This is a genomic window from Novipirellula caenicola (assembly GCF_039545035.1).
Taxonomy (GTDB): Bacteria; Planctomycetota; Planctomycetia; order Pirellulales; family Pirellulaceae; genus Novipirellula; species Novipirellula caenicola.
The window spans coordinates 1-16,173 of sequence record NZ_BAABRO010000028.1 but is presented as its reverse complement, the minus strand read 5'-3'; the positions used below and the strand labels follow the sequence as shown (position 1 = coordinate 16,173).

The window sequence follows — 16,173 nt, the reverse complement described above, 5'->3', positions numbered from 1 at the left end:
GTCCGTCGAATACGCCATTGACGGACTAGAAAGTCCATCATGCACCCCTTGCCGAAGGAAACTTCATTGAATCAACAAGCCGTCTGCGAGTTTCGCTACGCACAAAACCGACTCATGCCAAACCTTCCCCAATCGAGGTTGGGGAAGGTCTTTGGATGATGCAATGACAGGCTGGAAGCCTATCCCACGACTTAGGCAGTGGCGGCCATCGATTTGCGAAGCTTCTCGGCGTTGCCGGCTTGGCCGAACGAAACCATACGTGCGACACAAACTTCCTTCATCGCGGTGCGAGCTGGCTTCAAGTAAGCACGTGGGTCAAACGCAGACTTGTCTTCAGCGAAGACTTTGCGGATCGCACCGGTGATCGCCATACGGCAATCGGTGTCGACGTTGATCTTGCGAACACCGCTCTTGATGCCGCGTTGGATTTCTTCGACAGGCACGCCGTAGGTTTGCTTCATTTCACCACCGTACTTGTTGATGATGTCTTGAAGCTCTTGTGGTACCGAGCTGCTGCCGTGCATGACCAAGTGAGTGTTAGGGCATTTCGCGTGAATCTCTTCGATTCGGCTCATCGCCAAAACTTCACCGGTGGGCTTCTTGGTGAACTTGTACGCACCGTGGCTGGTGCCAATCGCAACGGCCAATGCGTCAACGCCGGTTTCGGCAACGAAGCGTGCTGCTTCATCCGGATCGGTCAACAATTGGTCGTGAGTCAAAACGCCTTCGGCACCGTGGCCGTCTTCTTGCTCGCCGCCACCCGATTCGAGCGAACCGAGGCAACCGAGTTCGCCTTCGACGCTGACGCCGCGAGCGTGAGCGGCTTTGACAACTTCGGCGGTAACGCGAACGTTGTAGTCGTAATCGGCCGGGGTTTTGCCGTCGGCTTCGAGCGAACCATCCATCATCACGCTGGTGAAACCGTTTTCGATGGCCGACAAGCAGGTTTCAGGGCTGTTGCCGTGATCTTGGTGCATCACGATCGGGATGTGGGGGTACAACTCGGTCGCTGCGATCATCAAGTGACGCAGGTAGTTGTCTTGCGTATAAGCACGCGCACCACGCGATGCTTGGATGATCACGGGCGAATCGGTTTCTTCGGCCGCCTCCATGATCGCTTGAATCTGTTCCATGTTGTTGACGTTGAACGCGGCAACGCCGTAATCATTTTCTGCTGCGTGGTCGAGTACAACGCGAAGTGGAACCAAAGCCATGACTAGCTACCTGAGTGCTTGAGGAAAAGTTTGTAAGTTCAAGAATTGTACGAATTATCCCCGAGTGACGCGGTCTCGCAAGGGCTTTATGTCGCGGTTTCCAGCGCCGGCGGAAGTTGGTCGGCAGCAAGCCGATTGGGTGATTCGATGTGCGAAACAGCCGATTTTCCTCAACGGCTTTCTCGTTGCCCCTGTCTTGCCTTTAGTCCCGCTTGAAGCGTCGCTACGATCTCATCGACATCGTACACACAGCCGCCCCACGTCCCCCCGCCGACTTGCTGAAGCGCCGCCCACAATCTTGTATCGGCGGGCATTTCTGCTTCGACCGATAAATCCGGGTGCGGTTCACGTGCGGCAAACCGCTGCTCGACCGTCGTTTCGGCCGCCCCCGGTTCGAGCACCAAATCGACTCGGCCCGTCAACGAAACCCGGTCGACTTCGATTTCGATGATGTCGCCATCGCGGACTTTGGCAATCGGGCCGCCCGCCAATGCTTCGGGACCGATGTGCCCAATGCAGGCCCCGGTGCTGACCCCCGAGAATCGGGCATCGGTAATCAAGGCCACCTCTTTGCCGAACGACAAGTATTTTAGTGCCGAGGTGATTTGGTACGTTTCTTCCATACCGCATCCCAGCGGACCGCGGCCGATCAACACGATCACGTCACCCGCTTTGATCGCCGGTTCGGTTTGTCCCTTGATTGCGGCGATCGCCGCCCGCTCGGTGGTGAAAACTCGGGCCGGACCTCGTTTGCGATAGACGTTGTCTTCGTCAATCACACTTGGATCGATCGACGTGGCTTTGATCACCGATCCTTCGGGACAAAGATTGCCGCTGGGAAAGCAAACGGTGCTGGTCATCCCGCGTCGCGTCGCTTCGGTTGGCGGGATGATCACTTCATCGGGATCGACACCGTCTGCTTCGACAAGTCGTTCACGACAAACTTGCCGTCGATCGCTGGTCTGCCACACGTCGAGCAGTTCGTTCCATGTCTTGCCGGTGACCGTGATTGCGTCGGCGCGAAGCAGTCCTTGTTCTCGCAGGTGCCATGCGACCTCGGGGACCCCGCCTGCTAAAAATAATCGCACCGTCGGATGTCCAACGGGACCATTGGGCAGACAGTCGACAAAGCGAGGCACCATCTGGTTGATCTTGCGAAACGCCGCCGCATCGGGGCGTTGAAGACCCGCCGCCGCTGCGATCGCGGGGATGTGCAGTAACAAATTTGTGCTGCCACCAACCGCGGCGTGGATCAGCATCGCATTGAAGATCGCATCGTCGGTCAACACGTCGCGAAGTGATTGGCCTCGCAGCACCATTTGTCGCGATGCGTCGGCCGAATCGCGAGCCAGCTTGGTCCAAATCGGTTGCCCGCTCGGTGCCAGCGCCGCGTGTGGCACGGTCATCCCAAGAGCTTCGGCCACGACTTGGCTAGTCGCCGCCGTTCCCAAGAATTGACAACCACCCCCCGGGGTTCCGCACGCTCGGCAGCCTTCGAGCGATGCTTCTTCGAGCGACATTTCACCGCGTGAATAGCGGGCGCCGATCGTTTGCACTTTGCCTGCGTCCTCACCCACGGTGGGCGGAAGCGTCACCCCGCCCGGCACCAATACGTTGGCAAGTTGGCTGGATCCGGCCAGCGCCATCATCATCGCAGGCAATCCCTTGTCACAGGTTGCAATGCCGATCACGCCTTTACGCTGCGGTAGCGATCGGATCAATCGCCGCATCACCATCGCGGCGTCATTGCGGTAGGGCAGCGAGTCAAACATGCCCTGAGTTCCCTGCGTCCGACCATCGCACGGATCGCTGACGAACGCGGCAAACGGAACACCGTCATGTTGGCACACCTGTTCTGCCGCCGCTTGGACCAACAACCCGACTTCCCAGTGCCCCGTGTGGTAACCGAGCGCAATCGGGGTGCCATCAGGATTCCGCATCCCGCCTTGCGTGCTGAGGATCAGGTACTGGTCGCCCAATACCCGTCGCGGGTCAAAACCCATGCCAACACTTTGGGTCAATCCGAACAGATCGCCGCTGCTCCAATTCCGCAGGATCTCGTCGCTGAGCGGCAGCTTTCCGCTCGGACCCGCTGCCTTGGTTTGGACGGCAGCAACATTTTCGAGAGCACCAAAGTAGTCAGGTTCGCTCATGGGGAACACCAAAAAAAAACGGTAGGACGAATGGGGATCGTCCTACCGTAGCTGGAAATGATCTGCGACGCCATCGACGAGCTGAATGGCACGCCGCAAGGCGAATGCGATTCACTCGGCTCGATGCCCATTCCACCCGTTAACGGCGATCGTTCAACAGGATGAATAGGTAATAGGCCAGCGTCATGATCGATTGCAGCGTTGCTGCGACATAGGTTAGTGCTGCCGCGTTAAGGACTTTGGCAACGTAATGTTCTTCGTTGCCCGCGATGATCCCTTGCGCGACCAGTTGTTCGCGAGCTCGTGAGCTGGCGTTGAATTCGACAGGCAAGTTCACCACTTGGAAAAAAACGACCGCGGCGAACAAAATCACGCCAATCCAAGCCAACGCTGGGATCCCGAACCAGATACCTCCCAACAGCATCCAAATCCCCGCGCCAGAGCCAAAATTCGCAGCCGGAACGGCAGTATTGCGGATCATCAGCGGCGCGTAATTCTGTGCGTCTTGGAACGCGTGCCCCGCTTCGTGACATGCCACACCGACGGCGGCCATGCTGTGACCGTTGTACACGTCGTTGCTCAATCGCAGCACCTTTGCCCGAGGGTCGTAGTGATCGCTCAACATGCCGCTGACTTGTTCAATTCCCACGGAATGAAGTCCGGCACTATCCAGCATGCGGCGAGCCGCTTGCGCCCCCGACATTCGGGTCGAAATCTTACTCATTTGCGCAAAAGCCGATTTCACCTTCCACTGGGCATACAGCCCCAAAAGGAAGGGGGGCAACACAAACAAAAAGTAAAGCATCATTGGCTTTCTATCACCTCATTCGGGAAAACACACACCTTGACGCCAAAACGACAGCGCAAAGCGATATCGTGTCCAATACGCAACTTGTGGACCATTCGTAACATCCAGAGAAATTCTTGGTAACCAAACCGCGAATTCTGGCATTTTCGGGTCCAAAAAAACGGGTCGGAGCGTGCTCGTCAGAACGTGGGTCCAGCCATTACAATCCCAGGCACGATGGCCACCGGGGGGAAGGGAGCGACGGCATTTCGGACTGCGATTTAGCTGGGAATCTGCGTTGACAGCCACTTGGTTCGACGGCCAGCTTGTTTGTTTTATGTCCGCCAATGGTCAAGGCCCGCCTAATCGAGGAGCCGTTTTGATTGGAGGCCCGCATTGATTCGAAGCCCGTTTGATGATGAGCTCGACTAGTCAACCGGGAAATTGATCTACGCTGGTTGCGGTCTTAATGGTTCGTGGCTGGTCGATTGCACTGCATTGAAAGTTTTCGTGAACGTTTTAAGTCAAATTTCCACCGCCGCATCCGACCTGCTGTCGTCGCTACGCCCGAGCGTTTGTGGCTTTCGACCAAGCGGGATGCTAGCCTCGGCCGATGGCGTGCTAGCAAACGCGCAGTGGCTTTCCAATCGCACCTATATTCTGCTGGCAGTGATCATCACGGCACTTGGCATCGCCACGGTGGTTGGCGAAGTGCTCTCGCGTCGTGAACCGATGGGGATTGAATCGGCGCTGATCGCGAGGTTCAAGCACAAAGTCCGCGTGTGGTGGATGATGCTGGCGATCTTTGTGTTCGGCTTTGTGCTGCACCGCGTCGGGGTCGTCGTGCTGTTTGGTTTCGTTTCCTTTTGGGCGCTGCGTGAATTCATCACGATGACGCCCACGCGGCGAGGCGATCACCGCACGCTGTTTTGGGTGTTCTTTATTTTCACCCCGCTGCAGTACATCTTGATTGGACTGGGCAGCAGTCCGCCCAGCTGGATCACGACGGACCCCAACCGTGATTTTTATGATTTCTACAGCATCATGATTCCAGTTTATGCGAGTCTGTTTATCCCGGCCCGGGCGGCGATCGCCGGCGATTACAAACGGTTTCTCGAACGCAGCGCCAAGATTCAATCGGGGTTGTTGATCTGCGTCTACTCGCTCAGTTACGCGCCGGCGCTACTGGACCTTGATTTGGTGCAAACCGGCAAAATTCCTTGGAACGGCAGCAACGTCAGCCTGCTCGTTTTCTTTGTCTTGATCGCACAGCTCGCCTCGGTGTTCGAACGCGCCTGGGGGAAACTTGCCGGTCGCAAAGTGATCGCCGAGAAAATCAACGCATCGCGAACCTGGGAAGGTTTCTTGGGCTCGATGGTGACCACGGGACTGGTCGCTGCGGCGCTTTCCTGGGCCACTCCGTTTCATCCGTGGGAAGCTTGGATCCTGGGGGCCGTCGTGACCGTGATGGCATGTGCCGGAACGATGACGATGAGTGCAATCAAACGCGACCGAGGCGTCACCGACACGGGAACGCTTGTCCAAGGACACGCAGGACTGCTGGATCAAATCGACACGATCTGTTTCGCCGCCCCCGTCTTCTATCACCTCACTCGTTTCTTTTGGTCGGTATGACGCTCACGCTCTTTGATACTCACGCTCATCTCAATACCGATGCCTTTGACGGAATCGTTGACGACGTGATCACACGTGCCAAGGATGCGGGGGTGGTCGGAATCAACGTGGTTGGGATTGATGTGAAAACCAGTCGCCGCGCGTGCGAGCTTGCCGCAGCGTATCCGGATTACTTGTTTGCCACGATCGGGATCCAACCGAACTCGGCCGCCGAAGCGGGCGAAGAAGATTTTGCCCAGATCAAAGCGATGGTTTCCCAAGTTGGCGTCAAAGCGATCGGCGAAACGGGATTGGATTGTTATTGGGACGACACGCCACTGCCGTTGCAACACGACTACTTTGATCGTCACATGCAGTTGTGTCGCGACACGGGATTGCCGATGGTGATCCATATGCGTGAAAGTGGCGATTTGATTGTCGAGCAATTGCAGCGGCAATCGTCGGTGCCCGCAGGCATCATGCACTCGTTCACCGGCAATATCGCGCTGGGCAAACAGTGTTTAGAGATGGGGCTGCACCTCAGTTTCGCCGGAATGGTGACGTTCAAAAAGAGTGATGATTTGCGTGCCGTTGCGGCAATCGTTCCCGACGACAAATTGCTCGTTGAAACCGACGCCCCCTACCTCAGCCCCGAACCACTGCGAGGCAAACGGCCCAACGAACCGGCGCGCGTGGCTCACACGCTTCGCTGTCTCGCCGATGTCCGAGGCGTATCGCCCGAGCGATTAGCGGCGATCACCACTGAAAACGCCTGCCGTTTGTTTGGATTGCCGGTTTAGTCCGGAGCGGTATCCGATAGTCGCTCGGCTTTCCAAGCCGTTGGCGTGCTTCACCTCCCCGAAACTTGTTTTGGGGAGGTCAGAGCGAGTGAAGCAAGCTCTGGGTGGGGCCTCGTTGTGTTAGAGATTGCAACGTTCAAGTTCATTGCGTAGGTCGAATCAAGTTGCTGCAAACGCTGATCCGGTATCCGATAGTCGCTCGGCTTTCCAAGCCGTTGGCGTGCTTGACCTCCCCAAAACTTGTTTTGGGGAGGTCAGAGCGAGCGAAGCAAGCTCTGGGTGGGGCCACGTTGTGTTAGAGATTGCAACGTTCAAGTTCATTGCGTAGGTCGAATCAAGTTGCTGCAAGCGCCGATCCGGCATCCGATAGTCGCTCGGCTTTCCAAGCCGTTGGCGCGCTTCACCTCCCCGAAACTTGTTTTGGGGAGGTCAGAGCGAGCGAAGCAAGCTCTGGGTGGGGCTACGTTGTGTTAGAGATTGCAACGTTCAAGTTCATTGCGTAGGTCGAATCAAGTTGCTGCAAGCTTCGATCCGGTATCCGATTGTCGCTCGGCTTTCCAAGCCGTTGGCGTGCTTCACCTCCCCGAAACTTGTTTTGGGGAGGTCAGAGCGAGCGAAGCAAGCTCTGGGTGGGGCCACGTTGTGTTAGAGATTGCAACGTACGAGTTCATTGCGTAGGTCGAATCAAGTTGCTGCAAACGCCGCCGATCCGGCAACCGATAGTCGCTCGGCTTTCCAAGCCGTTGGCGTGCTTCACCTCCCCGAAACTTGTTTTGGGGAGGTCAGAGCGAGCGAAGCAAGCTCTGGGTGGGGCCACGTTGTGTTAGAGATTGCAACGTTCAAGTTCATTGCAACCAGCTCACTCCAGTTGGCACTCCCCAGGGGGGCTGGGAAGCCGGAGCTTCGCTCCGACCTACGGACCATTACGGCGCCGGATACTTCACTGCGTTGCGGACCATTTTGGCTCGCAGCGTCTCGCTCAAATCGATTTCCATCGCGTTGGCGATCGCGATCACGTAAGCCAAGCAATCGGCGAGTTCTTCGCCTGCCTCGTGTTTGCGTTTTTCATCCAGCTTGACCTTGGCTCCCTCTTCGAGCGTCAGCCACTGGAAATGCTCCATCAATTCGGCCGCTTCGATTGCCAGCGACATCGACAAGTTTTTTGGATTGTGGAATGGATGCCAATCTCGCTCGGCAACAAATTTCTCGACCAGGATTCGCAGTTCGTTGACGGTGGTTGTTTCATCGCTCATGGTTCACACTCTACAATTCATTCCATGGATGATCGCCCCACCGCACCGCTGTCCGATCTCGAAACGCCACCACGCTCTGGCGGGAATGCTCGTCGTCAATGGAGTCTGCGCGAGTTTTGGGGGTTGGTCACGATCGTGATGTTGGTGGTCGCGTTTGTCGTCACGCTACAGCGGTTACGACGAGCCGAAATGGAACTAGATCGACTTCGCCGCGAGCATGGCTATTTGGAACCCACCACCGAGAGCGAAATTGCTGCCTCACGTGCGCCGTCGGACCAACCGCTGACCTATCGAGCCCGCGTGCGGGTTCCCGACCAGCCGCGTTATCGCGTGTGTTATAGCACATTGTGGCCCAAAGATTCGTCGGCTCCTGATTGGTTTGCGGCGGTGGATTTACCGCCGGGTGAGTCCGTTGTGACAGTGAAAATTGGCTCTGACCCGCGTGATTTGCAGTGGAAGATCACCGCGACAGTCCAAAGCGACCGTGGGACCAAGCGTTTGGCGACCGTTTTGCCAGCCGAGCATGTGACCATCTTTCGTGGCACGCATGACGCGTTGCGGTCGGGAATCGGTAAACAGACGGTGCGAGCCGAGAAAACCGGTTCGATCCGCTTGATCGACGACCGCTGGCTCGTCGGCAACGCTGGCGTGATGCTTTACGGTGATAAACCGCCGGCGGAAAACCAAATCGGGGTGTTTGCCGAGCTGCAGCCCGATCAAGGCCCTCTCTAACGAATCCCCGTTTTGCTGTATCTTCTAACGCTGGTTTCTCACATCACCCCCCTTCTTTGTTTTTGTAGTTCCATCGATGGCGAAAGATTTCCTAAAAGGTGCCGCGGACGAATATGACGTGGTCGTGATTGGCAGCGGGCTTGCCGGAATGACCTCGGCCAATATCCTCGGCCGTGCCGGCCATCGCGTCCTGTTGTTGGAACAACACTACAAACTTGGTGGGCTCGCGACATGGTTCCTACGTCCCGGCGGCCATATCTTTGACGTGTCGCTGCACGGGTTTCCTCACGGGATGATCAAATCGTGTCGTCGCTATTGGAACCGAGACATCGCCGATCGCATTGTCCAATTGAAAAACATTCGCTTTGACAATCCTCAGTTCTCGCTCACGACCACGTTCAATCGCGAAGACTTTACGCGGCTATTGACCACCGATTTCGGCATCGCCCCGGACACGGTCAACGAGTTCTTTGATACCGCGCGAAGCATGAACTTTTACGATGACCAAGAACTCACCACGCGTCAATTGTTTGACCGTTTCTTTCCCGGTCGCGATGACGTGGTGCGGTTGTTGATGGAGCCGATCACGTATGCCAACGGATCCACGCTCGAAGACCCCGCGATCACGTATGGAATTGTGTTCAGCAATTTTATGAGCAAGGGCGTGTTCATCTACGAAGGGGGCACCGAAGACCTTGTCGCTCGGATGAAGAAAGAACTCGAATCGAACAACGTCGACATTCGCATCCGCTGTGGTGTCGACAAAATCAATGTCAAAGATGGACGCGTCAATTCCGTCGAAGTCAACGGGCGTACGATTCGCTGTCGCGCCGTCGTCAGCAACGCAAACCTTAAAACGACCGTGCTGAACATGCTCGGCAGCGAAGTGCTGGATAAAGACTATGTCGAGCGAGCTGAAGAGGTGCGGCTGAATAACAGCAGCACACAAGTCTATATGGCACTGAAAGAAGGTGAAGAAATTGATGAGTCCGGCGGCGATTTGTTCTTTACCAGTACGGCAAAAGAGTTCCGTACCGACTTGTTGCTAAGCCGTGATATCACCAGCCGCACGTTCAGCTTCTATTACCCGCGCACTCGTCCCGAGAAAAAGAAAGAACGTTACGCGATCGTCAGCAGCACCAACGCCAATTGGTCCGATTGGGCCAACATGAGTGACGAAGAATACGCGGCCAGCAAGCAAGACCTCGTCGAATCGACGATCGATGCTTTGGAAAAATACATCCCAGGGATCCGCAACAAAATCGATCGCGCCGAAGCGGCCACGCCGCGGACATTCAATCACTACACGCGACACGAGCTGGGGGCCAGCTTTGGAACGAAGTTCGAAGGGCTTGGCGTCAGCCGCGAACTACCACAGCAAGTCGGCGGCATGTTCCACGCCGGCAGCGTCGGGATCATCATGAGCGGTTGGCTCGGCGCAATCAACTACGGTGTGATTGTCAGTAACGAAGTCGATCAGTTGCTGGTTAGCACTGCCAACGCAACTTAATTTTTTGTCAGCCGTCTGCGGGGTTGGCGTTCGGTAGCAACGCTCGCCAGAGCGTGGAGGCTTGCTGTCCGCTGCGATTCACCACCTCCGCATTTCGTAGCTATGCTCGCCAGAGCGTGGATGGTTGTCGTGCGTTGCGAGTCGTCACCTCCGCATTTCGTGGCTACGCTCGCCAGAGCGTGGGGGCCTGTCGTGCGTTGCAAGTCGTCACCTGGGAAGCAGGTAGGCAGGTGTCGTGCGGTGCATTCGCCGTTTTGGCCAACGCTAGGAAGAATTTCTGAGTCGTGTTCCGTCGGGTCATTGCAACCCGAACGCGTCAGTCTTGATGTTGCGCCACTGTCGTTTCCCCCAGCAAATCCCAACCCGCCGCGTCAGCGAGGGACCGGTGCTGGTTCGAGATTCCCTCGCTGACGCATTCGGGTTATGAAAAATGCTTCGCAGCGTAGACCGACGCGGCGAATGGGATTTCACCCGATGATTCCTGCCTACCAGCTTATCGAAGGTAGCGACTCGAAGCCGTCTCGATGCTGCGTGGGGGTGACATTACTGGTATCTTTGGGGTTCCCCTTTTTTGAATGGATCACCATGAGAATACCCGCTTGTTTTGCCATTACGTTGACCCTGTTGGCGGCCGGGCAATTGAAGGCTGAGACACCTCCAAACATCGTCTTTGTGTTGTGTGATGATCATCGATTCGATTGTCTCGGCGCGGCGGGACATCCGTTCATTGAAACCCCGCACATCGATTCGATCGCTCGCGACGGAGCGATGCTGACTCGGGCTTACGTGACGACATCGCTCTGTTCCCCCAGCCGTGCATCGATTCTGACCGGCCAATACGCTCACAATCATCGTGTGGTCGACAACTACCATCCGGTTGACCCCACGCTGACGTTTTTTCCTGAACACTTGCAAAAAGCCGGTTTCCAAACCGCGTTCATTGGCAAGTGGCACATGGGGGGCGAAATCGATGATCCCCAGCGTGGTTTTGATCACTGGGTGGCCTTCAAAGGCCAAGGCACCTATTGGCCCGATGGCCACGGCACCACACGCGAAGTACCCCAGACGACTTACGATGGGCTAAACGTCAATGGGAAACGGGTGCCACAAAACGGTTACATCACCGACGAGTTGACGGACTATGCAATCGACTGGTTGCAAAAGCGAGACGCTGAGAAGCCGTTCTTTTTGTACGTCAGCCACAAGGCGGTGCACTCGGATTTCGTTCCCGCTGATCGACACCGAGGCCGTTATGCCGATCAACCGCTTCCGATTGAAACACCGACCGTTGAGCAAATGGACGCGGGCAAGTTGCCGATGTGGGTTCGCAATCAGCGAAACAGCCGACATGGAGCCGAGTTCGGATACAACTTGGCCGATTTTTCGCCCGAGGTTTATTATCGGCGGTATTGTGAATCGATCCTGGCGGTCGACGATAGCGTCGGTCGGTTGCTAAGGTTTCTGGAACAGAACGATTTGCGAGACAACACCGTGTTCGTCTTTATGGGCGATAACGGGTTCCAGTTTGGTGATCATGGGCTGATTGACAAACGAACGGCATACGAAGCCAGTGCACGCGTTCCGCTGCTGATCATGGCACCAGGACGCATTCCCGCAGGGCAATCGTTTGATGCGCTGGTCGGAAACATCGACGTCGCTCCGACCCTATTGGAAGCCGCTTCCGCACCCGCCCTGCCCAAACAAGACGGCAAAAGTTTCTGGACGGCGCTGACGCAAAACGATGCGAGCCGTTTTGATCGCAAGACGCTGCTGTACGAGTATTACTGGGAACGCAACTATCCCCAAACACCGACGCTGCATGCGATCATCGGAGGGCGTTACAAATACATTCGCTGTCACGGATTATGGGATCGCGATGAACTGTACGACTTGCAATCGGATCCCGCCGAGATGCACAATCTGATTGATTCGCCTGAGCACGCCGATCGAATCGAACAGCTCAACGCCCAACTGTGGGACCTGTTGCACGCCAGCGGCGGTGACGAAATGCCGCTATTGGAAGATCGCGGAGTCCGATTCCCGTGGCGAAATCCCAACAAGTCAAAACAAGCTCCGTTCCCCGCCGAATTCTTTCGTACCAGCGAACACGGAAATTGATTTCTTGTTCATCCTTCCAAAAACAGTAAGTTGCCCGTCTTGCCGCGAAGGTGTGTGGCCAAGAAGGTGCATGGCACCTTTCTTACGCGGGATAGATGACTTGCGGGGGATCGCTTGAGTTTTTGATCACCGCTTCGGTCGTCATCGCATGCGGGCGGGTTTTGCCGTCGGGGAATAGGTGGTGTACCGTTCCACCTGATGCGACCGTGTAGTCGCTAACGAGGCGGCGGTGGCACCTCCAAAAGACGCTTTCCGAGCACATGATCGCAGTTCGTTTGGCAGCAGCAATCTGCTTGAGCTCCGTAAAGGCGTGTCGAAATGCCTCGGTCATCATGTAGTCGGCGTAATTTCGAAAACTTTGGTTTCGAAGTCCGTCGTTGGGCGATGACGATGTCGCGTCTTGCCGAGGGCGGCGACCTCCGAGGCCTTCCAGCCAACGATAGTTGATTCCGTGCGACCGAAGCGATTCGGAAAGAGAATCCTGGCCAAAGTGCGGGAATTTTCGAGAGCCAGGGAATCGACGAATGTCGCACACCATCTCGATATCGTGTTGCTTTAGCAGTTCAACAAAATCGTCGAGCTGCAAGTTGGAGTGACCAATCGTCCATATTTCCATCGAGTTGGCTTTCACCATCTAGGTCCCATCACGTGTCGAGCAGAGCGGTGTCCGCTAGGCCGAGGCACCGCTATCCTGTTTGACAAATCGCATCACCGCGTCGACGATTGCATCGGCCGAGATGCCTTGCAGCTCGAGCTGTTTGTCGGGCGATCCGCTGAGCGGCTGCTTGCGGACGGCCAGACAATTCACGGCGGTCGCATGGTCTGACAGACTCGTCAGCACCGCTTCGCCGATGCCTCCGTCGGGCACATGGTCCTCGATCGTAAAAATCACTTTGGTTTGGTCTGCTGCTTGGCGTACCGTGGCGTGGTCCAGCGGCTTGATCGAATACAAATCGATCACGCGTGTGACAATCCCGTGTTCCTTCAGTTGCTCGTGCGCACGCAGCGCCTCGTGTAGTGTGATGCCGGCGGCGATCAGCGTTACTTGATCCTCGTCGGATTGACGCAGTACTTTGCTGCCGCCGATCAGGAATTTCTCGTCGATGTCATAGATCACCGGTGTGTCACCTCGCGTCGTTCTTAAATAGGCGATGCCTCGGTGCTCGGCCATCGCTTCGACCAAGGCTTCGGTCGATACCGCATCGCTTGGATACAGCACCACCCCGTCGCGAATTGTGCGGAACATCGCGATGTCTTCCAGCCCCATTTGCGATGGTCCGTCTTGGCCAATCGAAACGCCACAGTGCGAGCCCACGAATTTGACGTTGGCTTGGCTGTAAGGCAACATGCGAATTTGATCAAACGCTCGGGTCAAGAACGCGGCAAAACTGGAAACAAACGGCAATTTGCCTCGCAGTGCCAATCCGGTTGCCGCTCCCACCATGTTCTGTTCGGCAATGAACATTTCAAAGAAACGGTCGGGGTAGTCGTCACGAAATTGTTCCGAACGCGTCGAATTGCAGACTTCGCCATCCAGTGCGGTCATGTGTGGGTACTTCATCGCCAAACGACACAACGCGTTACCATAGGCATCACGTGTTGCCACTTCCTCACCGATTTTATATTCCGGTGGCTCCGCTTCGTCGGACTCGAGTGACTTTAGTTGCACGTCATCGGGTTTGGCGATTTTTCCAAACACCGGTTCGTCAAGTTCGCCAATGTCGGACAATGCTTCGTCCAAGCGGTCTTGGTCGACCGGCTTGCCGTGAAAACCATCTTGATTCTCGAGGAACGAGACGCCTTTGCCTTTGATGGTTCGGGCAATGATCATCACGGGTTGGTCGGTCGATTGGCACGCATCGGCATAGGCATTGCGAACCTGTGAATGATCATGGCCATCGCTAACGAGGATGCATTTCCATCCAAACGCTTCGATTCGTTGTTGGTAGGCTTCTAAATCGTAACCGTACATCGTTTCGCCGCGTTGACCGAGGCGATTGACGTCGAGAATGCTAATCAAGTTGTTTAGTTTGTAATGGGCCGCCAATTGGATCGCTTCCCACTGGGACCCTTCGGCCATTTCGCTATCGCCGAGCAATACAAATGTGCGGTAGGGCAAATGGTCCAAGTACTTACCGGCAAGCGTCATTCCCAAGCCGATCGACAATCCTTGACCGAGCGAACCGGTGGCGGCTTCGGTAAATCGAAAACGAGCCGTCGGATGGCCTTCTAGTTTGCTACCAAACGTGCGGTAACTCATCAGTTCTTCTTCGCTTACCTGACCCGCTGCCGCCCAGAGTGCGTAGAACAGCGGAGAGGCGTGTCCTTTGGAGAAAATCAGCCGATCGTTGGCGGGATGCTCTGGATGTTCAACGTCGTAGCGGAAGGTGCCAGCAAAGACGAGGTCCGTCATCAATTCCACCGCGGACAGCGACGAAGTCGGGTGCCCTGAATCGGCTGCCGAAGTGGATTGCACGATCCAGCGGCGAATTTGTGTTGCCAGTTGTTGCAGTTGCTTCGTTTCGATGTGCGAACTGGGTTGTGAGGAAACCGTTTGTGAGGAAACAGCCATGGAATTGCTCCTGGTTGGTTTGTCGTCAACGTGGTCGCCCTGCCATCAGCCGGCGGTGTGTGTCGGGGGCTCGCTGCGGCGGAATTGTGCGGCGATAAGAGGGTTTGTTTGGCAGTTGAATTTCGAGCAATTGTCGCGCCGTCGATATCTCGGATCACCGCCGTGGATAGGAATGCGAGTTGCAGCATTGATGGCAACCAACCGGCAACGCTCGCAGACGTCTACGACACCGGAAAGCAGAAAATTCCTAGGGAGCTACTGAAATGTTTATGAAAGTGAAAAGGTCGGATGACCTCGTTCGTATCGACGATCTTCAAATGCTTGCCAGCCCATTGGAGGAAAGTGTCAAGGGATGTCGTCAAGCGGGAGAGGAAGAGCAAGACGCAGAGATGTTTCGCAAAACCGAGTTGGTTTTCCCGTCGGGTGAATCGTTACCGAAGTGCTGGGTCGATGCGGATTATCAAGTCCATCACACCGCTGCCCATTCATCGCATGCCTGATCTGTACTGCATCAATGTTCACATTCAAAAGGGCCTAGCATGGATAAAGGTACTAGCATGAGTTTTGTACGTTGCTGCTCGCTTCTACTTCTGGCGTGTCTCGCGTTGACGTTTGGAGGATCGCAGGTATCCGCACAACAATTTGACACACCGGATCGCGAACGTGGTCGTGACGCTGCAGGTCAGCGTGAAGGTGGCATTCCTCGGTCGGAAGTGTCAAACGAAGCCGACAACGCCCAACAAGGCACCGAAGAAGGAATGCCGCAAACGAGCCTATCGCGTGCGAACACGAACCAATCGCGTGCGAACACGAGGGTTCAGCCCCACGTCGTTCCACCGCAATCGGATCACTGGAAGCTAGGCGTGTATGCCCGCAACACCGACACCGGTGTCGTCGTCACCCGAACCATTCCCAACACCGCCGCGCACCGTGTGGGGCTCGAGCATGGCGATCGGATCGTGGCGGTAAGTGGTTTCCAGGTGGGCTGGATCCAAGATCGTCTGTACCCCCTTGGTGCGGAACTGAATCGTCAAGCCGGTCGCCGAGGGGATGTCACGTTGTTGGTGCAGAATGTGCGAAACGATCAATTGATCAATCTCGAGGTCCAGTTGGATGCCCAGGGGCGATTTCGTATTCAAGAGCGATCGGAGCGATCGTCTCGCGATCCTTCGTTTCCCCGCCCCTCCTTACCCGAATAAGGATCGAAGTCCTCGGTGATTCCCTTGTTAAAAACGGCGCATGACGGCACCCACACTTTGTAGCGACGCTCGCCAGAGCGTGGATGGTCGCAATCTGTAGCTACGCTGCTCCGAAAACGGCATCCGGTAATTTGCTGGGTGCGGGCAGACCGATAGCGATGGCTCTTATGGACAAGGCCTTAAATATCGGCTTGTGGATTATTTGTGTTTAGGTGACGTGA

Annotated in this window: 13 protein-coding genes; 7 read left to right on the top strand and 6 right to left on the bottom strand. The window is 55.9% G+C overall.

Annotation, left to right across the window (positions count from 1 at the left end; all coding sequences use genetic code 11):
• Positions 1-191: 191 nt before the first annotated feature.
• From fba to ABEA92_RS29020, 3 genes are all read right to left on the bottom strand, one after another.
• Complete coding sequence (gene fba / locus ABEA92_RS29030; protein WP_345688970.1) at positions 192-1,214, bottom strand: class II fructose-bisphosphate aldolase; 1,023 nt, start codon at positions 1,212-1,214, stop codon at positions 192-194.
• A gap of 170 nt (positions 1,215-1,384) precedes the next feature.
• Positions 1,385-3,367, bottom strand: coding sequence for a YjhG/YagF family D-xylonate dehydratase (locus ABEA92_RS29025; protein WP_345688968.1), 1,983 nt, complete (start codon positions 3,365-3,367; stop codon positions 1,385-1,387).
• Positions 3,368-3,506: 139 nt separating this feature from the next.
• The gene (locus ABEA92_RS29020; protein WP_345688966.1) at positions 3,507-4,175 is read right to left on the bottom strand and encodes a zinc metallopeptidase; all 669 of its coding nucleotides are present in this window, start codon (positions 4,173-4,175) and stop codon (positions 3,507-3,509) included.
• A gap of 489 nt (positions 4,176-4,664) precedes the next feature.
• On the opposite strand from ABEA92_RS29020, the gene ABEA92_RS29015 reads away from it, so the two are divergent.
• Both ABEA92_RS29015 and ABEA92_RS29010 read left to right on the top strand, forming a co-directional pair.
• Positions 4,665-5,789, top strand: coding sequence for a phosphatidate cytidylyltransferase (locus ABEA92_RS29015; RefSeq protein ID WP_345688964.1), 1,125 nt, complete (start codon positions 4,665-4,667; stop codon positions 5,787-5,789).
• A complete protein-coding gene (locus ABEA92_RS29010; protein WP_345688962.1) occupies positions 5,786-6,568 on the top strand; it encodes a TatD family hydrolase in 783 nt (260 codons plus the stop codon). The genes ABEA92_RS29015 and ABEA92_RS29010 overlap by 4 nt, the downstream gene beginning before the upstream one ends.
• 923 nt (positions 6,569-7,491) lie before the next feature.
• On the opposite strand, the gene ABEA92_RS29005 is transcribed toward ABEA92_RS29010, so the two are convergent.
• Entirely contained in the window at positions 7,492-7,821 is a 330-nt protein-coding gene (locus tag ABEA92_RS29005) for a nucleotide pyrophosphohydrolase (RefSeq protein WP_345688960.1), read from the bottom strand.
• A 24-nt stretch (positions 7,822-7,845) separates the two neighbouring features.
• Here ABEA92_RS29005 and ABEA92_RS29000 point away from each other — a divergent pair, with 24 nt between their 5' ends.
• The 3 genes from ABEA92_RS29000 (at position 7,846) to ABEA92_RS28990 (ending at position 12,181) form a co-directional block, all read left to right on the top strand.
• Positions 7,846-8,553 carry a hypothetical protein gene (locus tag ABEA92_RS29000; protein WP_345688958.1) on the top strand — a complete coding sequence of 236 codons (708 nt, stop codon included), beginning with the start codon at positions 7,846-7,848 and terminating at the stop codon, positions 8,551-8,553.
• Between the two features lie 76 nt (positions 8,554-8,629).
• Complete coding sequence (locus ABEA92_RS28995; RefSeq protein ID WP_345688956.1) at positions 8,630-10,063, top strand: phytoene desaturase family protein; 1,434 nt, start codon at positions 8,630-8,632, stop codon at positions 10,061-10,063.
• Between the two features lie 585 nt (positions 10,064-10,648).
• Positions 10,649-12,181, top strand: a complete 1,533-nt coding sequence (locus ABEA92_RS28990; protein ID WP_345688954.1) for a sulfatase family protein — start codon at positions 10,649-10,651, stop codon at positions 12,179-12,181.
• Between the two features lie 82 nt (positions 12,182-12,263).
• Here the strand turns inward: ABEA92_RS28990 and ABEA92_RS28985 are convergent, their stop codons facing one another.
• Together ABEA92_RS28985 and ABEA92_RS28980 are read right to left on the bottom strand one after the other, a co-directional pair.
• A complete protein-coding gene (locus ABEA92_RS28985; RefSeq protein ID WP_345688952.1) occupies positions 12,264-12,815 on the bottom strand; it encodes a DUF488 domain-containing protein in 552 nt (183 codons plus the stop codon).
• A 36-nt stretch (positions 12,816-12,851) separates the two neighbouring features.
• Entirely contained in the window at positions 12,852-14,753 is a 1,902-nt protein-coding gene (locus ABEA92_RS28980) for a transketolase (protein WP_345688950.1), read from the bottom strand.
• A 269-nt stretch (positions 14,754-15,022) separates the two neighbouring features.
• Here ABEA92_RS28980 and ABEA92_RS28975 point away from each other — a divergent pair, with 269 nt between their 5' ends.
• On the top strand, positions 15,023-15,253 hold the full coding sequence (locus ABEA92_RS28975; protein ID WP_345688948.1) for an acetyltransferase: 231 nt from the start codon (positions 15,023-15,025) through the stop codon (positions 15,251-15,253).
• Positions 15,254-15,310: 57 nt separating this feature from the next.
• Positions 15,311-15,952: a PDZ domain-containing protein gene (locus ABEA92_RS28970; protein WP_345688946.1), complete on the top strand. Its 642-nt coding sequence runs from the start codon at positions 15,311-15,313 to the stop codon at positions 15,950-15,952.
• Positions 15,953-16,173 lie beyond the last annotated feature (221 nt).